Raw genomic sequence first — 18,606 nt, forward strand, 5'->3', positions numbered from 1 at the left:
CCTGGCTGGCCCGGGGCTGCGCCTGATGGCCGGCATGGGCCTCGCCGGGATGCTGGTGCTGGGCGCGCTGGCCTGGCTGCAGTTCGACCCGGATGCCTGGCTGCCGATCGAGCGCATCGAGGTGACCGGCAACCCGCAGCACGCGGATGTCGCGGCCGTGCAGGAGTTGGCCCGCGCCCATGCATCGGGCTTCGTCGGGGTCGAGCTGGAGCGCCTGCGCGCGGCGCTGGAGGCCCAGCCCTGGGTGGACACGGTGCGCCTGCGCCGCCAGTGGCCGGACACGCTGGTGGTCGAGATCCGCGAGCCGGTGCCGGTGGCGCAATGGGGCGACGATCACCTGGTCGACCGCCACGGCCGGCTGTTCGGGCCGGTGGCGCTGGATGACTGGGAGGGGCTGCCGGCCCTCGCAGGGACGGATGGGCGGCAGGTGGTGCTGATGCATCGCTACCTGGAGGTCTCCGCGCGCCTGGCCGATGCCGGGCTGGAGGTCACCGGGCTGCAGGAAGGGGCCCGCCATGACTGGAGCATCCACCTGGCGGACGGCGTGCGCGTGCTGATGGGGCGGGATGCCGATCTGAGCCGCCTGGGTCAGCTGGTCCGCGCGGTGCCGGCGATTCGCGACTATCGCGATGCCCCGGTGGAACGGATCGACCTGCGCTATCCGCACGGGCTCGCGGTGGCCTGGGCGGATGCGGCGGATGACGGTGCGGGGGACGCCCGATGACACGAACGACAGGACGCAGAAAGATGATGGCAAAGAAGTCGGAACCCGGTCTGATCGTCGGCCTGGACGTCGGGACCTCGAAGATCGAGGCGGTGGTCGGGGAGCTGACCGAGGAAGGCGAGATCGAGATCATCGGGATCGGCTCCTCCCCTTCGCGCGGGCTGAAGAAGGGTGTGGTGGTGAACATCGAGTCCACCGTCCAGTCGATCCAGCGCGCGGTGGAGGAGGCCGAGCTGATGGCCGGCTGCGAGATCCATTCGGTCTACACCGGGATCGCCGGCTCCCACATCAAGAGCTACAACTCCACCGGCGTGGTGGCGATCAAGGACGGCGAGGTGGTCGCGGGTGACGTCGACCGGGTGATCGACGCCGCGCGCGCGATCGCGATCCCGGCCGACCAGCGCATCCTCCATGTGCTGCCGCAGGAATACATCATCGACGAGCAGGAGGGCATCCGCGAGCCGATCGGGATGTCCGGGGTGCGGCTGGAGGCCAAGGTGCATCTGGTCACCGGCGCGGTGTCCGCGGCGCAGAACATCGTCAAGTGCGTGGAGCGCTGCGGGCTGCGGGTGGACGACATCATCCTGGAACAGCTCGCCTCCAGCTATTCGGTGCTCAGCGAGGACGAGAAGGACCTGGGTGTCTGCCTGGTGGACATCGGCGGTGGCACCACCGACATCGCGGTGTTCGCCCATGGCGCGATCATGCACACCGCGGTGATCCCGATTGCCGGGGATCAGGTGACCAACGACATCGCGGTCGCCCTGCGCACGCCGACCCAGTACGCCGACGAACTCAAGATCAAGTACGCCTGCGCGCTGCGCTCGCTGGCCGACCCGGGCGAGAGCATCGAGGTGCCCGGGGTGGGCGATCGGGCCGCGCGTCGGCTGTCGCGTCAGACGCTCGCCTCCGTGGTCGAGCCGCGCTACGAGGAACTGCTGCAGCTGGTGCAGGCGGAGCTGCGCCGCAGCGGAACCGAGGAAATGATCGCCGCCGGGGTCGTACTGACCGGCGGATCGTCTCGAATGGAAGGTGTGGTGGACCTCGCCGAAGAGGTCTTCCACATGCCCGTACGCCTGGGGGTGCCGCAACGCGTCACCGGGCTCCTGGATGTGGTGAAGAATCCGATCCACGCGACGGGAGTGGGGCTGCTGCTCTACGCCCGCGAGTCGCGTGCGGAGCAGGAGGCCCGGCCCGTGAGCAGCGGGTTCCAGGGCGTATGGGCGCGCATGAAGCGCTGGTTTTCCGGGCAGTTCTGATGACCAGGACACCGGAATCTTTGGGGGTCGGACCGCTCTCCGGCCATGACGCAGGCCAACAGAAGTACCTGTACACACGCAACGAGAGGACGCAATCATGACGTTCGAACTGATGGATACCTATAGCCAGAACGCGACGATCAAGGTCGTCGGCGTCGGGGGCGGCGGCGGCAACGCCGTGCAGCACATGGTCAACTCGCAACTGGAGGGCGTGGACTTCATCTGCGCCAATACCGATGCCCAGGCCCTGAAGAGCCTGGATTCCAAGACGCTGCTGCAACTGGGTGGCGACATCACCAAGGGCCTGGGGGCCGGGGCGGATCCCTCCGTGGGCCGCGAGGCTGCGCTGGAGGATCGCGAGCGCATCCAGGACCTGCTGCAGGGCGCGGACATGGTCTTCATTACCGCCGGCATGGGCGGTGGTACGGGTACCGGGGCCGCGCCGGTGGTGGCGCAGATCGCCAAGGAGATGAACATCCTGACCGTGGCGGTGGTCACCAAGCCGTTCCCGTTCGAGGGCAAGCGCCGCATGCAGGTGGCCATGTCCGGGATCAAGGCCCTGACCGAGCAGGTCGACTCGCTGATCACCATCCCCAACGAGAAGCTGCTGACGGTGCTGGGCAAGAACACCACGCTGCTGGACGCCTTCAAGGCCGCCAATGACGTGCTGTTCGGCGCGGTGCAGGGCATTGCCGAGCTGATCACCCGCCCGGGCCTGATCAACGTCGACTTCGCCGACGTGCGCAACGTGATGCGCGAGATGGGTATGGCGATGATGGGGACCGGCTCTGGTTCCGGCGAGGACCGTGCCCGTGAGGCGGCCGAAGCCGCGATCGCCAGCCCGTTGCTGGAGGACATCGATATCTCCGGCGCGCGCGGCATCCTGGTGAACGTGACCGGCGGCATGGATGTCGGTATCGGCGAGTTCGAGGAAGTCGGGGAGGCGGTGAAGGCCCTGGCCTCGGAAGACGCCAACGTCGTCGTCGGGACGGTGATCGACCCCGAGATGACCGACGAGCTGCGGGTCACCCTGGTGGCGACCGGCCTGGGGGCCCCGGCTTCGCAGTCCGAACGTCCGCAGGTGCGGGTGGTTGATGCCCAGCCGAAGAAGGCGGTCGGTTCCGACGTCGAAGTCGACCTCGATCAGCCGACCGTCAAGCGCCGCGGTGGCGACAATCTGGCGGTGGACTACAACCAGCAGCAAGGCATTGATGTGCTGGATATTCCGGCCTTTCTGCGCAAACAGGCGGACTAAGAGCGCCGGCACATGCAGGACGAGCGGAATCCTGCAATAATGCGGCAATCGTTGTGTGCATGAGGAGCCCGGGAGGGCCCGGGCTCCCCTTATGCGCTCTCCTGAAAGAGAGAGGCTCAATTCGTTGATCAGGCAAAGAACGCTCAAGAACAGCATTCGGGCGACCGGGGTGGGACTGCATACCGGAGAGAAGGTGGTGCTGACCCTGCGGCCGGCCCCGGTGAACACCGGGATTGTGTTCCATCGCTGCGATCTTGATCCGTCCGTGGAGATCCGCGCCTGTGCCGACAATGTCGGCGACACGCGACTTTCGACCACGCTGGTCAATGGCGATGTCCGGGTCTCGACCGTAGAGCATCTGCTCTCGGCCATAGCCGGACTGGGCATCGACAACCTGCACGTCGACGTGAGCGCCGCCGAGGTGCCCATCATGGACGGCAGTGCCGGTCCCTTCGTGTTTCTGCTGCAGTCCGCCGGGCTGAAAGAGCAGGACGCGCCCAAGGAATTCATTCGGGTCAAGCGCAGCGTGGAAGTCCGCGAGGGCGACAAATGGGTGCGCTTCGATCCCTACGAGGGGTTCAAGGTCGGTTTCTGCATCGACTTCGAACACCCGATGTTCACCGACGGGAGCCAGCGCGCCGAGCTGGATTTCTCGTCCACCTCCTTCGTGAAGGAGGTCTCGCGTGCCCGAACCTTCGGGTTTATGCGCGACATCGAGGCCCTGCGGGCCAACCAGCTGGCGCTGGGCGGCAGCCTGGACAATGCCGTGGTGCTCGATGACTACAAGATCCTGAACGAGAACGGTCTGCGCTACGACAACGAGTTGGTCAAGCACAAGATCCTCGACGTGGTCGGGGACCTGTACCTGCTCGGCCACAGCCTGATCGGCGCCTTCACCGGGCACAAGTCCGGGCATGCACTGAATAATCAGCTGATCCGCCAACTCGCGGCCGACGAGACGGCCTGGGAAAAGGTCACCTTCGAGGACCCGAACGAGCGCCTGCCGATCTCCTTCGGCCAGCTGGCACCGACGCCGGCGGGCTGAATACCGCGGCGCCGATTCAGTCCGGCTTCGGCGCGGACGGGCGCGCCGCGCGGGCGAGCCGTTCCAGCGCACCGGCCAGTTCGGGATCCTCAATGCGGGAGGCGGTGTCGGCGAGGATCTGCCGGGCCGCTTCCGGGATCTCGCGCCGTTCCAGCCGCGCGGCCGGTTCGGCAGGGCGGGGCACCCGGGACAGCCGGATGCGCATCTGCTCGATGCCCTCGAAGCCCGCGGCACGCAGGGTCTTGAGCAGTTCGCGTTGCTGGAAGCGCAGCTCGGTCGCCAGGCCGCGGTCCGCGCAGATCGCGACCAGGGTGTCCTCGCGCAGGGTGAACGCCAGTCGCCGCGCCTTCAGCGCATTGCCGGCGAGGCCCTCGAGGGCGCGCTCCACGCCGCGGTCGCGGCCGGAGTGCGCGGACCAGTCGCGGGCGATGAAGCGGGTGATCCGCTGCGGTGTCATCCCGGCAACCCGGTCGCGCGAGGCGGAGAGAACAAGAGGATTCGCATGCAGTTGATCGTACTACGTCCGGACGGCCTTTGTGCACGCCTGCCCCTGTGGGCGATGGCCGTGTCGGGGGGCGTGCTGGTGCTGCTGATGGCGGCCGCGGTGGTGGCGGCCTATCTGGTCGGCCAGAGCCAGCGCGAGGTGGTCCGGATTCCGGTGACCAATACCCTGGATCCCGTGGCCGTCGAGACGGTGGAGCGCGAAGCCGCCCGCGAGGGCCTGAATCATCTGGTCGAACGGGTCGTGGCGCTGGAACGCCAGTTGTCGCGTGTGGATCTGCGCATCCGCTCGGTGGGCGACTCCCTCGGGCTGGACGTGGCCGATCTGGCGCCGGAGACCGGGGGGCAGGGCGGGCCCCTGCTGGAAGGACCGGATTCGCCGCTGGAGGTGCACGACCGCCTGCTGGCGCTGGAGCACCTGCTGGGCCGGCACAGCGCCGCGGTGGACCTCGTGGGCTCCGAGCTGCGCCTGGATGCCTCGCGCGAGGCCCTGTCGCCGCGGCTTCGTCCGGTCGAGGATGATGCCTGGATCAGCTCGGCGTTTGGCTACCGCGAGGATCCGTTCACCGGCAATCGGCGGTTCCACTCAGGGATGGACTTTGCCGGTCGGCCCGGCTCCGAGATCCGCGCGGCGGGTGGCGGTCTGGTGGTGTTCGCGGGGCGGCGCAGCAGCTTCGGCAACCTGGTCGAGATCGCCCACGGCGGCGGCCTGAACACGCGCTACGCCCACAATGCGGAGATCCTGGTCGAGGCTGGCGAGCGCGTGGAGGCCGGCCAGGTGATCGCGACCATGGGCCGCACCGGCCGCGCGACCGACACCCACCTGCACTACGAGGTGGTGGATGCCGGCAAGGCCCTCAATCCCTACAACTTCCTTCCCGATCGGGACTGACACCTAGGGAGACGCTGATTGAATCGCACGTCCGCGCTCGAGTCGCTTTTGCGTGCGAACAAGGCGCGGTGACTGCCGTGCAGTCACTCTGCACAAGGGAACCGCAACGCCGTGCGCGCGCCCGTTTTTGATCAGCAACGGGCGCCCGAGCCCCTGCATTCAATCGCTTGCGGGGTTGGTGCCCCCTATTCCCCGACCCTGCGTTGCGCCCCTTGCGGGTAGAACCACTACCCGCTGCACGACGCGCCTTGTCTCGGAAAACAGGGGGCACCAACGCGGACGTGCGATTAAATCACTCCCTAGTGGCTGCGCGGCGCGGGATTCGGCGTCGGTGGCCTCCCGGAAAGCCGCTTTCCCGGCACAGCGTTTCCCCGGCGGATCGTTTATCCTAGGCGGGTTTCAGCCAACCCTTACGGATCCCCATGGTCAAGCAGCTCGTTCAGAAGATCTTCGGTAGTCGCAACGATCGCATCCTCAAGCGCTATACCCGCGCGGTGGAACGCATCAATGCCCTGGCCGACTCCACCGAGGCGCTGTCGCGGGACGAGCTGCGCCACAAGACCCGGGAATTCCAGCGCCGCCTGGGCGAGGGCGAGGACCTGGAGAAGCTCCTGCCGGAAGCCTTTGCCGTGTGCCGCGCGATGAGCGCGCAGGTGATGGGCCTGCGCCATTTCGACGTGCAGTTGATCGGCGGCATGGTCCTGAACGACGGCCGCATTGCCGAGATGCGTACCGGCGAGGGGAAGACCCTGGTCGCGACCCTGCCGGCCTATCTCAACGCACTGACCGGCGACGGGGTGCACGTGGTCACGGTGAACGACTACCTGGCCCGGCGCGATGCCGCCTGGATGGGGCGTCTCTATCACGCGCTGGGGCTCTCGGTGGGCGTGGTCAACAGCTCCGGCGGCCTGGGCGTGGACTCCGCCTCCTATCTCTTCGATCCGGATTATCACGCCGAGGAGGGCGGGTTCGAGCACCTGCGCCCGGTCACCCGTCGGGAGGCCTACGCGGCGGACATCACCTACGGGACCAACAACGAGTTCGGCTTCGATTACCTGCGCGACAACATGGCCTTCTCGGCCGACCAGCGGGTGCAGCGGGCGCTCAACTTCGCGGTGGTGGACGAGGTCGACTCGATCCTGATCGACGAGGCGCGTACCCCGCTGATCATCTCCGGCCCCAGCGGCGACAGCTCGGAACTCTACGAGCGGCTCAACACCATCCCGCCGCAGCTCACTCGTCAGGAAGACGAGGAGAGCGAGGGCGACTACTTTGTCGACGAGAAGGCCAAACAGGTCTTCCTCAGCGAAGAGGGTCACGAGAAGGCCGAGGAACTGCTGCGCCAGGCGGGTCTGCTGGAAGAACACCAGACCCTGTACGACTCCGCGAGCATCGCGGTCCTGCATCACCTGAACGCGGCCCTGCGCGCGCACGCCCTGTTCCATCGCGACGTCGACTATCTGGTGCGCGACGACAAGGTCCAGATCATCGACGAGTTCACCGGACGCATCATGGCCGGGCGGCGCTGGTCCGAGGGGCTGCACCAGGCCATCGAGGCGAAGGAAGGCGTGCCGATCCAGCGCGAGAATCAGACGCTCGCCTCGATCACCTTCCAGAACTACTTCCGGCTGTACGACAAACTCGCCGGCATGACTGGTACCGCGGACACCGAGGCATACGAGTTCAAGACCATCTATGACCTGGAAGTGGTCGTGATCCCCGGCAACAAACCGCTGGTGCGCGAAGACATGCAGGACCTGGTGTTCCTGACCCAGGAAGAGAAATACACCGCCATCATCAAGGAGATCCAGTGGTGCGTGGATCGCGGCCAGCCGGTGCTGGTCGGCACTGCATCCGTCGAGGCCTCCGAACGCCTGGCCCAGGCCCTCAAAAAGACCGGCATCGCCTTCGAGGTCCTGAACGCCAAGCAGCACGAGCGCGAGGCCTCGATCATTGCCCAGGCCGGCCGTCCCAAAGCCGTGACCCTGGCGACCAACATGGCCGGGCGCGGCACCGACATCGTCCTGGGCGGCTCGCTGGATGCCGAACTGGCCGAGGTGGATCCGGAGGACACGGCCCGGCAGGAGGCCATCCGGGCCGACTGGCAGCAGCGCCATGATGCCGTGCTCGAGTCCGGCGGTCTGCACATCATCGGCTCCGAGCGCCACGAGTCGCGGCGCATCGACAACCAGCTGCGCGGGCGCTCCGGGCGTCAGGGTGACCCGGGCTCCAGCCGTTTCTTCCTGTCGCTGGAAGACAACCTGATGCGGGTGTTCGCCTCCGAGCGCGTGCGCGGGCTGATGCAGCGCCTGGGCATGAAGGAGGGTGAGGCGATCGAGAACGCCTGGGTCTCCCGCGCCATCGAGAACGCCCAGCGCAAGGTCGAGGCCCACAACTTCGATATCCGCAAGCAGCTGCTGGAATACGACGACGTGGCCAACGACCAGCGCCGGGTGATCTATGACCAGCGCGCCGAACTACTGACCACCGAAGACATCAGCGACACCATCGACACCCTGGTCGAGGACGTCGTCAACGCCCAGATCAGCCAGTACATCCCGCCGGGCTCGATCGAGGACGAGTGGGACGTTGAGGGCCTGCAGCAGGCCCTCAACGGCGAGTTCGGGCTGGACCTGCCGGTGCAGCAGTGGCTGGACGACGAGGACGACCTCCACGAAGAGCCGCTGCGCGAACGCATCGTGGGGCATGCCCGCGAGATGCTGGCCGGCAAGCGCGAGCAGCTGGGCGACGAGACCATGAACCGGCTGCAGCGTGACGTGATGCTGCAGGTCCTGGACAGCCAGTGGAAGGAACACCTGGCCGCGATGGACTACCTGCGCCAGGGCATCGGGCTGCGCGGCTACGCTCAGCGCAACCCGAAGCAGGAGTACAAGAAGGAAGCCTTCGCCATGTTCCAGTCCCTGCTGGAACGCATCAAGCACGATGTCGTGAAGTTCCTGCTGCGCATGCAGCTGCGGTCGCCGGAGGAGGTCGAGGCGCTACAGCCGAAGAAGGCCGCGCCGGCCGAGGACGACCTGCAGTTCCAGCACCAGAACCCCGACAGCGCCCTGAAGCCCGATGCCGAAGGCGAGGCGGAGGGCCGCGAGCCGGTCGCCAGTGGCGAGGCCCCCTATCGTCGCGAGGAGCCCAAGCTGGGACGCAACGAGCCTTGCTGGTGCGGTTCGGGCAAGAAGTTCAAGCACTGCCACGGCAAGCTGTAGGGGACGCCCACAATGGCCGTTGGATTGATCGCCCCGGAGGTCCTTCATCCCGTGCCGGGCATCCGCCTGGCCGCGACCGCAGCTGGCGTCCGGTACGCCGGCCGTGACGATCTGGTCCTGATCGACGCCGGCCCGGAAGCGACCATCGCCGCGCTCTACACCACCAATGCCTTCCGCGCGGCGCCCGTGGTGGTGGCCGCCGAGCACCAGGCGCGGGGGCACGCTCGCTGGCTGCTGATCAATGCCGGCAACGCCAATGCCGGTACGGGCGAGCCCGGGCTGGCCGCCGCGCGCGCCTCCTGCGAGGCGGTGGCCGGCCTGACCGGGACCGTCGCGGATGCGGTCCTGCCGTTTTCCACCGGCGTGATCGGGGAGCCGCTGCCGGTCGAGCGGATCGTCGCGGCCCTGCCGGTCCTGTACGCCGGGTTGGCGCCCAATACCTGGATGCAGGCCGGGCGTGCGATCATGACCACCGATACCGTGCTCAAGGGCTGCAGCCGCCGCGTCTCCCTGTCGCAGGGCGAAGTGACCCTGACGGGCATCGCCAAGGGTTCCGGCATGATCCACCCGGACATGGCGACCATGCTGGCCTTCATCGGGACCGATCTCGCCATCGACGCCGCCGAACTCGAGGGCCTGCTGCGCGTGGCCAACCGCGACAGCTTCAATGCGATCACGGTGGACGGCGATACCTCGACCAACGATGCGGTCGTGGTGATGGCCAGTGGCGCCAGCGGCGCTGGGCTCGCCACGCCGGCGGATCGGGAGGCGTTTCTCGCCGCGCTGGCGGCGGTGTGTCTGGAGCTGGCCCAGGCGATCGTGCGCGATGGCGAGGGCGCGACCAAGTTCGTGACCGTGGAGGTGACCGGGGCGCGGGAGCGCGAAGAAGCGGCGCAGGTGGCCGAGACGGTCGCGCTGTCCCCGCTGGTGAAGACCGCGTTGTTCGCCTCGGACCCCAACTGGGGCCGGATCCTGGCGGCGGTGGGGCGCGCCGGTGTGCCGGACCTGGCGATCGAGCGGGTCGCGATCCACGTGAATGATGTGGAGATCGTTCGCGACGGTGGCCGGGCCCCGGCCTATGCAGAGGCCGATGGCCAGCGGGCCTTCGGCGCGGACGAGATTCATGTGCGCATCGACCTCGGCCGGGGCCCCGCGGGCGCGCGCAAGTACACCTGCGACTTCTCCCACGAGTACGTGCGCATCAATGCCGAATACCGGTCCTGAACCGGTTGTCTCCCGGCCGGTCGAGGTCGCGATCGGGCTGATCCTGGATGCCCGGGGCCGCGTGCTCGTCACGCGCCGTGCGCGCGGGCAGCACCTGGCCGGGTTTCGGGAATTCCCCGGGGGCAAGGTGGCCGCGGGGGAATCGCCGGCCACGGCCCTGGCCCGCGAGCTGGATGAGGAACTGGGCGTCCGGGTCGGCGCTGCGGTTCAGTGCCTGACCATTGATCACCGCTATTCGGAGCGCGCCGTGCGCCTGCACGTGTTTCGCGTGAGCACGTGGTCCGGCGAACCCGCGCCGCGCGAAGGCCAGACCATGGCGTGGCTGCGCCCGGACACCCTCGACCCGGCGGATTTCCCGGCGGCCAACCGCGCGATGCTCAACGCGCTGCGGCTCCCCGAGCGCTATCTGATCACCCCGTCCCCGGACGATGCGGGCCAGGCCGACGCGATCGCGGAGCGCGTGGTCCGGGCCCTGCGCGCGGGCCGGGCCGGCATGGTCCAGGTTCGGGCGCCGGCGCTGGACGCGTCGGCCTATCGCGACTTCCTCGCGGCCATCGCCGGGCCCGCCGGCGCGCTGGGTATCCCGGTGCTGGCCAACGCCCCGGCGGACTGGCTGACCGGGTTCCCGGAGGTGGGGCTGCATCTGCCGGAGCGGCGCTGGCGCGAACTGGAGACGCGTCCGGACCGGGGTGGCTGGATCGGCGCGTCGGTGCATGACCGGGCCGGGCTCGCGCGGGTCGCCGCGCTGGGGCTGGATTTCGTGGTCCTCGGGCCGGTGGAGGTGACCGCCACCCACCCCGGGGCCGAGGTGCTGGGCTGGGAGCGCTTCACTGCCTGGACGGCCGGTGCGGGCGTACCGGTTTATGCGCTGGGAGGCATGACCCCGGGGCACCTGGCCCAGGCGCGCCGGGCGGGAGCGCAGGGGATTGCCGGCATTCGCGGGCTGCTGGACGGTTGATCCCGTCGCCGGGCAACGAGCCCGGTCACGGTGTCAGATCGCGCAGCAGCAGAGCTGGAAGGGGACGTCGCGACTGGCCGGAACCGGGCGCTCGCGGAAGTCGCCCGGGGCGAAGAAGCGCACGGTAAAGCGCTGGCGTCCGCCGCTGATCTCCGGATAGACCCCGAGGGTGGGGTCGACGGTCACCCGGATCAGCTGCCAGGCATGGCTGGTGTCCAGGCTGCGCTCGAAGTAGCCCTCCTCCGCTGTGACCGGCTCCGCGTGGCCCGAGCGGCGCATGTAGCGCAGCACCTGGGCGGTCGCCTCGGCGACGGTATTGAGCGGCTCGAACCACTCCAGCAGGAGTTCGCTGCGCGCCTGGCTTGGCTGTGCGAGCCAGTAGTGGTAGATCGGCAGGTCGAAGTCGAAGGCGCCGCCCGGCAGGGCCATGCGCTGGCGTACGCTGGAGAAGAACTCGCTGCCGCGCACGCGGTGATCGAGGGCGCCGGCCTGTTCCTCCAGCGCATCATGGAGCCGCTTCTGCGTGTCCATGGTTTCGCGGAAGCGCTCGGCATCCACGCCCGGCTGGTTGGCCAGGCGGTTCAGGTTGACCGTCTGGCGTTCGATCTCGCCCATCAGCTCGCGTTTGATGTCGACGCGGGTCACCAGCGCGTAGATATCGACCAGGGAGACCAGGGCCTCGTGGTGGTCGAACGGCCGCCCCGACTCCAGTGCGTCGGCGAAGCGCGCGTTCAGGGCCTCCAGTCGCAGCAGGAGGCGCACGCGTTCATGCAGCGGTTGTTCGAAGGTCAGGGTCTGGCTCACGGCGTGCCCGTTCGGCAGGAGGGCTGAAGGTGCATGGCCCGGGAATCCCGGCAGTATCAGGTATTCGGGGGGCGGATTTCCACCCGGGAGGCGGTCGTGGCGGACAGCTCGCGCAGGGCGGCGTCGCGTTCTGCTACCTGGTTCGCCAAGTCGGCCTCCGTTGTGGCTTCGCGATTGCGGATTTCGCTGTCCCCGCGCAGGCGGCGCTCCTCGGGATTCATCTGGGCCGCCAGGATGGCCTCCACCTCGGCGCTGCTGCGGCCGTCACGCTGGGTGACGCGGGCGATCTGCTCGTGGGGCTCGCAGTGGACCACGATCACATGGTCGAAGCGGTTCTCCCAGCCGGCCTCGAACAGCAGTGGAACCACGATCAGGGCGTAGGGCGTGTCGGATGGCAGCGCGGCGAGGTCTTCCTCGATGCGGGCCTCCACCGCGGGGTGGACCAGGGCCTCCAGCGCCTGGCGCTCCCCCGGGTCGGCAAAGATCCGGCTGCGCAGGGCGCCGCGGTCCAGGTGCCCGCGGGCATCCAGGACGCCGGGCCCGAAGCGGTTCACGATGGCAGCGTAGAGGTCGTGTCCCGGTGTCTGCAGCTCGCGGTTGATGGCGTCGGCATCCAGCACCGGCACGCCGAGGCTGGCGAACAACCCCGCGACCCGGCTCTTGCCGCAGCCGATCCCCCCGGTGAGTCCGACCCGCAGCATGCCCGTCGCCTAGAATCCCTGGGGGAAGTAGAGGGCCAGCAGCTCGTCTCCCCAGATCAGCGCGAGCCAGCCGGCGGCGGCGAGATAGGGGCCGAACGGGATCGGGATATTGCGATCACGGCCGCGCAGCAGGATCAACGCAATCCCGACTACGGCGCCGACCAGCGAGGCCAGCAGCAGGATGACCGGCAGGGCCTGCCAGCCCAGCCAGGCGCCCAGCGCGGCCAGCAGCTTGAAGTCCCCGAAGCCCATGCCCTCCTTGCCGGTCAGCAGGCGGAAGCCATGGAAGATCAGCCACAGCACCAGGTAGCCGGCGACGGCGCCAATGACCGCCGACTGCAGGTCGGTGAAGGTCCCCGGGATATTGACCAGCAGGCCCAGCCACAGCAGGGGCAGGGTCAGCTGGTCCGGGAGCAGGGTCGTGCGCGCGTCGATGCCGGCCGCCGCAATCAGCACGCCGGTGAACACCAGGGCCAGGAGGCCTGTGGCGTTCGGCCCCAGGTGCCAGATCGTCACGATGAACAGCAGCGCGGTGAGCGCCTCGACCGCGGGATACTGCCAGCTGATGCGGGTGCCGCAGCCAGGGCAGCGCCCGCGCAAAAGCAGATAGCTGAGGAGGGGCACGTTCTCCAGCGCTCGGATCGGGCGTTGGCATTGCGGGCAGCGCGAGCGCGGGCGCACCAGGTCGAAACGCTCCTCTGCGCCCGGCGGTTCGTGCTCGAGGATGGCGCGGGCCTCGCGTTCCCAGTCGCGTTCCAGCATCACCGGCAGGCGCGCGATGACCACGTTCAGGAAACTGCCGATCAGCAGCCCGAAGACCCCGGCGATCGGCAGGGCCCAGGCGCCCAGTTGCGCGCCGGTCTCGGCCAGCATTCCCTAGATCACCTGACCCATCTGGAAGATGGGCAGGTACATGGCGATGACCAGACCGCCGACCAGCACGCCCAGAACCACCATGATCAGCGGTTCCAGCAGGCTGGACAGGCTGTCGACGGCGTTGTCGACCTCGTCCTCGTAGAAGTCCGCGACCTTGGCCAGCATGGAGTCCAGTGAGCCGGATTCCTCGCCGATCGCGACCATCTGCACCACCATGTTGGGGAACACGCCGGTATTGCGCATCGACCATTGCAACTGCCCGCCTGCCTCGGTCTCGTCGCGCATGCGCAGGGTCGCCTCGCGGTAGACCGCGTTGCCGGTGGCCCCGGAGACCGAGGTCAGGGCATCCACCAGCGGGACCCCTGCGGAGAACATGGTCGACAGCGTGCGGGCGAAGCGCGCGATCGCGGCCTTGCGCAGGATCGGCCCGAAGGCCGGGGCCTTGAGGATGATGATGTCGAGGAAGCGGGCGAAACGTGGCGAGCGCCGCTTGGCCTGCACGAAGACGAAGCCGATCGCCACCATGACCCCGAGGATCGCCCACCACCAGCTCTGGGTGAACTCCGAGAGGTCCACCACCATCCGCGTGAACACCGGCAGGTCGGCACCGAAGCCCTGGAACAGGGCCTCGAACTGCGGGACCACGTAGATCAGCAGGATCGCGGTGACCACGATGGCCACCACGACGACCGCTGCGGGGTAGAACAGGGCCTTCTTGATCTTGGCCTTCAGGGCCTCGGTCTTTTCCTTGTAGGTGGCGATCTTGTCCAGCAGGGTCTCGAGCGTCCCCGCCTGCTCGCCCGCCTCGACGAGGTTGGTGACCAGGTCGTCGAAGTGACGCGGGTGCTTGGACAGGGCCTTGGCAAAGGTCTCGCCGCCTTCCACGTCCGCTTTCAGTTTCAGAACGAGGTCGCGCATCGCGGGTTTCTCGTTCCCGCGGCCGACGATCTCGAACGCCTGCACAAGAGGTACACCGGACTGCAGCATCGTGGTCATCTGCCGCAGGAAGTAAGCGATATCCGCCGGCACGATCTTCTTGTTGCCGCCGGAGAACAGCGACTTCGGCTTCTTGCGGATCTTGACGACGTTAATGCCGTTCTTGCGCAGTTCGGCGCGCGCGGTGGCCTCATTGTCGGCCGGGGTCTCGCCCTTGACCCGGTCGCCGTTCTTGTTCAGTCCTTCCCAGGTGTAGATCGTCCCGGAGTCGGCCATCCCCCTGTCCCCCTGTAGCTGGTGACCCGTGCCCCTTGCGGCACTAGTCCTTGGTCACGCGATTGACTTCCTCGAGGCTGGTCAGCCCCGCCATTACCTTCATCAGACCGGCGCGGCGCAGGTCCTCGATGCCTTCCTTTTCTGCCTGTTCCGCCAGCTGCATGGAGTTGTAGCCCTCCAGGATGCCGCGCTGCATCTCCTCGCTGATGGGCATGACCTGGTAGATCCCGAGGCGGCCCTTGTAGCCGTTGGTGCACTGGTCACATCCCACCGCGCGATAGGCAGTCACCCCGGCCTGGATATCGGCGTCGGTGAAGCCCTCCTTGCGCAGGACCTCTTCCGGCAGCTGTTCCGGTTCCTTGCAGTTCGGACACAGGCGCCGCGCCAGGCGCTGGGCGATGATCAGCAGGATCGACGACGCGATGTTGTACGGTGGCACGCCCATGTTGGCGAGGCGGGTCAGCGTCTGCGGCGCGTCGTTGGTATGCAGGGTAGAGAGCACCAGGTGGCCGGTCTGCGCGGCCTTGATCGCGATCTCGGCGGTCTCGAGGTCACGGATCTCCCCGACCATGATCACGTCCGGATCCTGGCGCAGGAAGGCGCGCAGGGCGCTGGCGAAGGTCAGGCCGACCTTCGGGTTCACGTTGACCTGGTTGACCCCGGGCATGTTGATTTCCGACGGGTCTTCGGCGGTGGAGATGTTGCGGTCCGCGGTGTTCAGGATGCCGAGGCCGGTATAGAGGGATACGGTCTTGCCCGACCCGGTGGGGCCGGTCACCAGGATCATCCCGTAGGGCCGGCTGAGCGCCTGCAGATAGGCTTCCTTCTGATGTTCCTCGTAGCCCAGTTGGTCGATCCCCATCGACGCGCTGCTGGGGTCGAGGATACGCATCACGATCTTCTCGCCGTACAGCGTCGGCAGGGTGCTGACACGAAAGTCGATCGCCCGCGTCCGTGACAGCTTCAGCTTGATCCGTCCATCCTGGGGTACGCGGCGTTCGGCGATGTCCATGCGCGACATCACCTTGACCCGCGCGGTGATTCGCGGTGCCAGGGAGTTCGGCGGGTGGGCCACTTCGTGCAGCACGCCGTCGATGCGAAAGCGCACGCGGAAGTCCTTCTCGAAGGGCTCGAGATGGATGTCGGAGGCCTTGCGGTTGATGGCGTCCATCAACAGCTTGTTGACGAAGCGCACTACCGGGGCATCGTCCGCCCCTTCGGCGGTGTCCGAGCTGTCCTTGTCGTCGTCGCCCGATTCGATTGCCAGGCTGTCGAGGCCGTCGTCCCCCAGGTCGTCCATCAGCGACGAGGCGGCGCTCAGGGCGCTGTCGATCAAGCGGTCGAGCTTGTGCGACTCGACCAGCACGGCCTCCACCGGCATGCCCGTGGCGAACTTGAACTCGTCGGTGGCGCCAAGATTGGTCGGGTCGGAGACGGCGATGTAGAGCCGGTTGCCGCGCACCATCAGCGGGAGGGCGTGATGCTTCTGGATCAGCTTCTCGTTCAGATGATCCTTGGGCAGCAGTTCCGGCTCGAAGGTCGCGAGGTCGAATACCGGCAGCCCGAATTCCTCGGCGGCGGCCTCCGCGAGCCGGGCCTCCGCCACCTGGCCCTTGCTGGCCAGCAGGGTCATCAGGGGGGTCTGCTGGGACTGGGCCTCCTCGACCAGCTGGGAGGCGATGTCCTCCGCGATCAGGCCGGCCTCGACCAGGCGTTTGGCCAGCCCGGGGAGCCGCGGTGCCGTAGTGGTGTTCGCCATGGGCCTCTGCGTATACAAACCAGTGATGGGCCACACAATACGTGCGTCCGCGGCGGAAGGGAAACGCCCTGGCGGACCACTGGCGCCCCCCGCTGTGCCCCCGATCATAGGAATCAACCCCGCAGAAGACAAGGCTGTTGCGCCGCGGCCGGAAGCGAATGCTCGAGGCGCTTGACGCTGCGCTTCGCGCTGGTTCAGAATACGCGGCTTGATCGAGGAGGGATACCCAAGCGGTCAACGGGGGCAGACTGTAAATCTGCTGGCTCAGCCTTCGGAGGTTCGAATCCTCCTCCCTCCACCATCGAGTTTTTGAAGCCAGCGGCCATAGTGGGCGGTGGTCAGGCAAGCCAGGGTTCTGCGGGTGTAGTTCAATGGTAGAACCTCAGCCTTCCAAGCTGATGATGTGGGTTCGATTCCCATCACCCGCTCCACGTTTGGCCTGTTGTGGTGCGTCCTTGCGGGCGGCCCGGCCGAGGCCCTGGCAGCCATAGCAATAGAGTTATCCGGCTCATGTAGCTCAGTCGGTAGAGCACTTCCTTGGTAAGGAAGAGGTCACCGGTTCGAATCCGGTCATGAGCTCCATATTAATGTCAGCGTACAACCTGCGTCGCTGTTGAGTTTTAGCGTCACGATCCGGGGAAGCGAGAAATGTCCAAGGAAAAGTTCGAGCGTAAGAAGCCGCATGTGAATGTGGGGACGATTGGTCATGTGGACCATGGGAAAACGACGCTGACGGCGGCGATGACGGCGGTGCTGGGCAAGAAGTACGGGAGCGAAGCCCGTGCGTTTGACCAGATCGACAATGCGCCGGAAGAGAAGGCGCGCGGGATCACGATTGCGACCGCGCACGTCGAATACGAAAGCGACATTCGCCACTATGCGCACGTCGACTGCCCCGGGCACGCGGACTATGTGAAGAACATGATCACGGGTGCGGCGCAGATGGACGGCGCGATCCTGGTGGTGTCGGCGGCCGATGGCCCGATGCCGCAGACCCGCGAGCACATCCTGCTGGCGCGTCAGGTGGGTGTGCCGTACATCGTGGTGTTCCTGAACAAGGCCGACATGGTCGACGATCCGGAGCTGCTGGAGCTGGTCGAGATGGAAGTTCGCGACCTGCTGTCCTCCTACGACTTCCCGGGTGACGACACCCCGGTGATCACCGGTTCCGCGCTGAAGGCGCTGGAAGGTGACGAGAGCGAAGTGGGCGCCCCGGCGATCTACAAGCTGGTGGAGGCGATGGACAGCTGGATTCCGGAGCCCGAGCGTGCCGTGGACGGCGCGTTCCTGATGCCGGTGGAAGATGTCTTCTCGATCTCCGGTCGTGGCACCGTGGTGACCGGTCGTGTCGAGCGGGGTGTGGTGAAGGTTGGCGAGGAAATCGAGATCGTCGGCATTCGTGACACCCAGAAGACCACCGTCACCGGCGTCGAGATGTTCCGCAAGCTGCTGGACCAGGGCGAAGCGGGCGACAACGTCGGCATCCTGCTGCGTGGCACCAAGCGTGACGACGTGCAGCGCGGTCAGGTGCTGTGCAAGCCGGGTTCGATCACCCCGCACACGCATTTCGAGGCCGAGGTGTACATCCTGGGCAAGGACGAGGGCGGTCGTCATACGCCGTTCTTCAATGGGTACCGCCCGCAGTTCTACTTCCGTACGACCGACGTGACGGGTTCGGTGGAACTGCCGGAAGGCACCGAGATGGTGATGCCGGGCGACAACGTCAAGATGACGGTGTCCCTGATCAACCCGATCGCGATGGAAGACGGGCTGCGCTTTGCGATCCGCGAAGGTGGCCGCACCGTCGGCGCCGGCGTCGTCTCCAAGATTATTGAGTGAACGAGATGGCTAACCAGCGCATTCGAATTCGTCTGAAGGCCTTTGATCATCGACTGATCGACCGCTCCGCGGCCGAGATTGTCGAGACCGCGAAGCGGACCGGCGCCCGGGTCAAAGGGCCGATTCCGCTGCCGACCAAGCGCGAGGCGTACACGGTCCTGGTCTCCCCGCACGTCAACAAGGACGCGCGTGACCAGTACGAGCTGCGTACGCACAAGCGCCTGATGGATATCCTCGATCCGACCGACAAGACCGTGGATGCCCTGATGAAGCTGGATCTGGCCGCGGGCGTCAATGTTCAGATCAGGCTTAACTAACGTTAAATTTTCTGCCATA

At 67.1% G+C, this 18,606-nt stretch carries 16 protein-coding genes and 3 tRNA genes; 13 read left to right on the forward strand and 6 right to left on the reverse strand.

Annotation, left to right across the window (positions count from 1 at the left end; all coding sequences use genetic code 11):
- Position 1 precedes the first annotated feature (1 nt).
- From C996_RS0101175 to lpxC, 4 genes are all read left to right on the forward strand, one after another.
- On the forward strand, positions 2-724 hold the full coding sequence (locus C996_RS0101175; RefSeq protein WP_026279152.1) for a cell division protein FtsQ/DivIB: 723 nt from the start codon (positions 2-4) through the stop codon (positions 722-724).
- Between the two features lie 23 nt (positions 725-747).
- Positions 748-1,983 carry a cell division protein FtsA gene (ftsA, locus tag C996_RS0101180; protein ID WP_018865657.1) on the forward strand — a complete coding sequence of 412 codons (1,236 nt, stop codon included), beginning with the start codon at positions 748-750 and terminating at the stop codon, positions 1,981-1,983.
- Between the two features lie 97 nt (positions 1,984-2,080).
- Positions 2,081-3,238, forward strand: coding sequence for a cell division protein FtsZ (gene ftsZ / locus C996_RS0101185; protein ID WP_017942791.1), 1,158 nt, complete (start codon positions 2,081-2,083; stop codon positions 3,236-3,238).
- Positions 3,239-3,362: 124 nt separating this feature from the next.
- Complete coding sequence (lpxC, locus tag C996_RS0101190) at positions 3,363-4,283, forward strand: UDP-3-O-acyl-N-acetylglucosamine deacetylase (RefSeq protein ID WP_231366535.1); 921 nt, start codon at positions 3,363-3,365, stop codon at positions 4,281-4,283.
- Between the two features lie 16 nt (positions 4,284-4,299).
- On the opposite strand, the gene C996_RS0101195 is transcribed toward lpxC, so the two are convergent.
- The gene (locus C996_RS0101195) at positions 4,300-4,740 is read right to left on the reverse strand and encodes a DciA family protein (RefSeq protein WP_018865659.1); all 441 of its coding nucleotides are present in this window, start codon (positions 4,738-4,740) and stop codon (positions 4,300-4,302) included.
- A 45-nt stretch (positions 4,741-4,785) separates the two neighbouring features.
- Between C996_RS0101195 and C996_RS0101200 the strand changes: the two genes are divergently transcribed.
- From C996_RS0101200 to C996_RS0101215, 4 genes are all read left to right on the forward strand, one after another.
- Positions 4,786-5,676 carry a M23 family metallopeptidase gene (locus tag C996_RS0101200; RefSeq protein ID WP_026279153.1) on the forward strand — a complete coding sequence of 297 codons (891 nt, stop codon included), beginning with the start codon at positions 4,786-4,788 and terminating at the stop codon, positions 5,674-5,676.
- A gap of 422 nt (positions 5,677-6,098) precedes the next feature.
- Positions 6,099-8,897: a preprotein translocase subunit SecA gene (secA, locus tag C996_RS0101205; RefSeq protein ID WP_018865661.1), complete on the forward strand. Its 2,799-nt coding sequence runs from the start codon at positions 6,099-6,101 to the stop codon at positions 8,895-8,897.
- Positions 8,898-8,909: 12 nt separating this feature from the next.
- Positions 8,910-10,121: a bifunctional glutamate N-acetyltransferase/amino-acid acetyltransferase ArgJ gene (argJ, locus tag C996_RS0101210; RefSeq protein ID WP_026279154.1), complete on the forward strand. Its 1,212-nt coding sequence runs from the start codon at positions 8,910-8,912 to the stop codon at positions 10,119-10,121.
- The gene (locus tag C996_RS0101215) at positions 10,102-11,079 is read left to right on the forward strand and encodes a Nudix family hydrolase (RefSeq protein ID WP_018865663.1); all 978 of its coding nucleotides are present in this window, start codon (positions 10,102-10,104) and stop codon (positions 11,077-11,079) included. The genes argJ and C996_RS0101215 overlap by 20 nt, the downstream gene beginning before the upstream one ends.
- Before the next feature lie 33 nt (positions 11,080-11,112).
- On the opposite strand, the gene zapD is transcribed toward C996_RS0101215, so the two are convergent.
- The 5 genes from zapD to pilB are packed head-to-tail and all read right to left on the reverse strand — an operon-like array spanning position 11,113 to position 16,431.
- Positions 11,113-11,883, reverse strand: coding sequence for a cell division protein ZapD (zapD, locus tag C996_RS0101220; RefSeq protein ID WP_018865664.1), 771 nt, complete (start codon positions 11,881-11,883; stop codon positions 11,113-11,115).
- A gap of 56 nt (positions 11,884-11,939) precedes the next feature.
- On the reverse strand, positions 11,940-12,584 hold the full coding sequence (coaE, locus tag C996_RS0101225) for a dephospho-CoA kinase (protein ID WP_018865665.1): 645 nt from the start codon (positions 12,582-12,584) through the stop codon (positions 11,940-11,942).
- Between the two features lie 9 nt (positions 12,585-12,593).
- On the reverse strand, positions 12,594-13,457 hold the full coding sequence (locus tag C996_RS0101230; protein WP_018865666.1) for an A24 family peptidase: 864 nt from the start codon (positions 13,455-13,457) through the stop codon (positions 12,594-12,596).
- A 3-nt stretch (positions 13,458-13,460) separates the two neighbouring features.
- Positions 13,461-14,672 carry a type II secretion system F family protein gene (locus C996_RS0101235; protein WP_018865667.1) on the reverse strand — a complete coding sequence of 404 codons (1,212 nt, stop codon included), beginning with the start codon at positions 14,670-14,672 and terminating at the stop codon, positions 13,461-13,463.
- Between the two features lie 43 nt (positions 14,673-14,715).
- Positions 14,716-16,431 carry a type IV-A pilus assembly ATPase PilB gene (gene pilB / locus C996_RS0101240; protein ID WP_018865668.1) on the reverse strand — a complete coding sequence of 572 codons (1,716 nt, stop codon included), beginning with the start codon at positions 16,429-16,431 and terminating at the stop codon, positions 14,716-14,718.
- A gap of 216 nt (positions 16,432-16,647) precedes the next feature.
- Here pilB and C996_RS0101245 point away from each other — a divergent pair.
- The 5 genes from C996_RS0101245 to rpsJ all read left to right on the forward strand — a co-directional run bounded on the left by C996_RS0101245 (position 16,648) and on the right by rpsJ (position 18,587).
- Positions 16,648-16,732: transfer RNA gene (locus C996_RS0101245), tRNA-Tyr, on the forward strand.
- A gap of 56 nt (positions 16,733-16,788) precedes the next feature.
- Positions 16,789-16,862 (forward strand) — tRNA-Gly (locus tag C996_RS0101250).
- Positions 16,863-16,937: 75 nt separating this feature from the next.
- Positions 16,938-17,013: transfer RNA gene (locus tag C996_RS0101255), tRNA-Thr, on the forward strand.
- A gap of 66 nt (positions 17,014-17,079) precedes the next feature.
- On the forward strand, positions 17,080-18,270 hold the full coding sequence (gene tuf / locus C996_RS0101260; protein ID WP_018865669.1) for an elongation factor Tu: 1,191 nt from the start codon (positions 17,080-17,082) through the stop codon (positions 18,268-18,270).
- 5 nt (positions 18,271-18,275) lie between these two features.
- Positions 18,276-18,587, forward strand: coding sequence for a 30S ribosomal protein S10 (gene rpsJ, locus C996_RS0101265; RefSeq protein ID WP_018865670.1), 312 nt, complete (start codon positions 18,276-18,278; stop codon positions 18,585-18,587).
- Positions 18,588-18,606: the final 19 nt, after the last annotated feature.

It is taken from the genome of Thioalkalivibrio sp. ALE25 (genome assembly GCF_000377285.1).
Lineage (GTDB): Bacteria > Pseudomonadota > Gammaproteobacteria > Ectothiorhodospirales > Ectothiorhodospiraceae > Thioalkalivibrio.

Coding starts and splice junctions, on each gene's coding strand:
- secA (WP_018865661.1), top strand. CDS start 6,099: ATGGTCAAGCAGCTCGTTCAGAAGATCTTCGGTAGTCGCAACGATCGC.
- C996_RS0101235 (WP_018865667.1), bottom strand. CDS start 14,672: ATGGCCGACTCCGGGACGATCTACACCTGGGAAGGACTGAACAAGAAC.
- pilB (WP_018865668.1), bottom strand. CDS start 16,431: ATGGCGAACACCACTACGGCACCGCGGCTCCCCGGGCTGGCCAAACGC.
- argJ (WP_026279154.1), top strand. CDS start 8,910: ATGGCCGTTGGATTGATCGCCCCGGAGGTCCTTCATCCCGTGCCGGGC.
- C996_RS0101200 (WP_026279153.1), top strand. CDS start 4,786: ATGCAGTTGATCGTACTACGTCCGGACGGCCTTTGTGCACGCCTGCCC.
- coaE (WP_018865665.1), bottom strand. CDS start 12,584: ATGCTGCGGGTCGGACTCACCGGGGGGATCGGCTGCGGCAAGAGCCGG.
- ftsZ (WP_017942791.1), top strand. CDS start 2,081: ATGACGTTCGAACTGATGGATACCTATAGCCAGAACGCGACGATCAAG.
- tuf (WP_018865669.1), top strand. CDS start 17,080: ATGTCCAAGGAAAAGTTCGAGCGTAAGAAGCCGCATGTGAATGTGGGG.
- C996_RS0101230 (WP_018865666.1), bottom strand. CDS start 13,457: ATGCTGGCCGAGACCGGCGCGCAACTGGGCGCCTGGGCCCTGCCGATC.
- C996_RS0101195 (WP_018865659.1), bottom strand. CDS start 4,740: ATGACACCGCAGCGGATCACCCGCTTCATCGCCCGCGACTGGTCCGCG.
- rpsJ (WP_018865670.1), top strand. CDS start 18,276: ATGGCTAACCAGCGCATTCGAATTCGTCTGAAGGCCTTTGATCATCGA.
- C996_RS0101215 (WP_018865663.1), top strand. CDS start 10,102: ATGCCGAATACCGGTCCTGAACCGGTTGTCTCCCGGCCGGTCGAGGTC.
- ftsA (WP_018865657.1), top strand. CDS start 748: ATGATGGCAAAGAAGTCGGAACCCGGTCTGATCGTCGGCCTGGACGTC.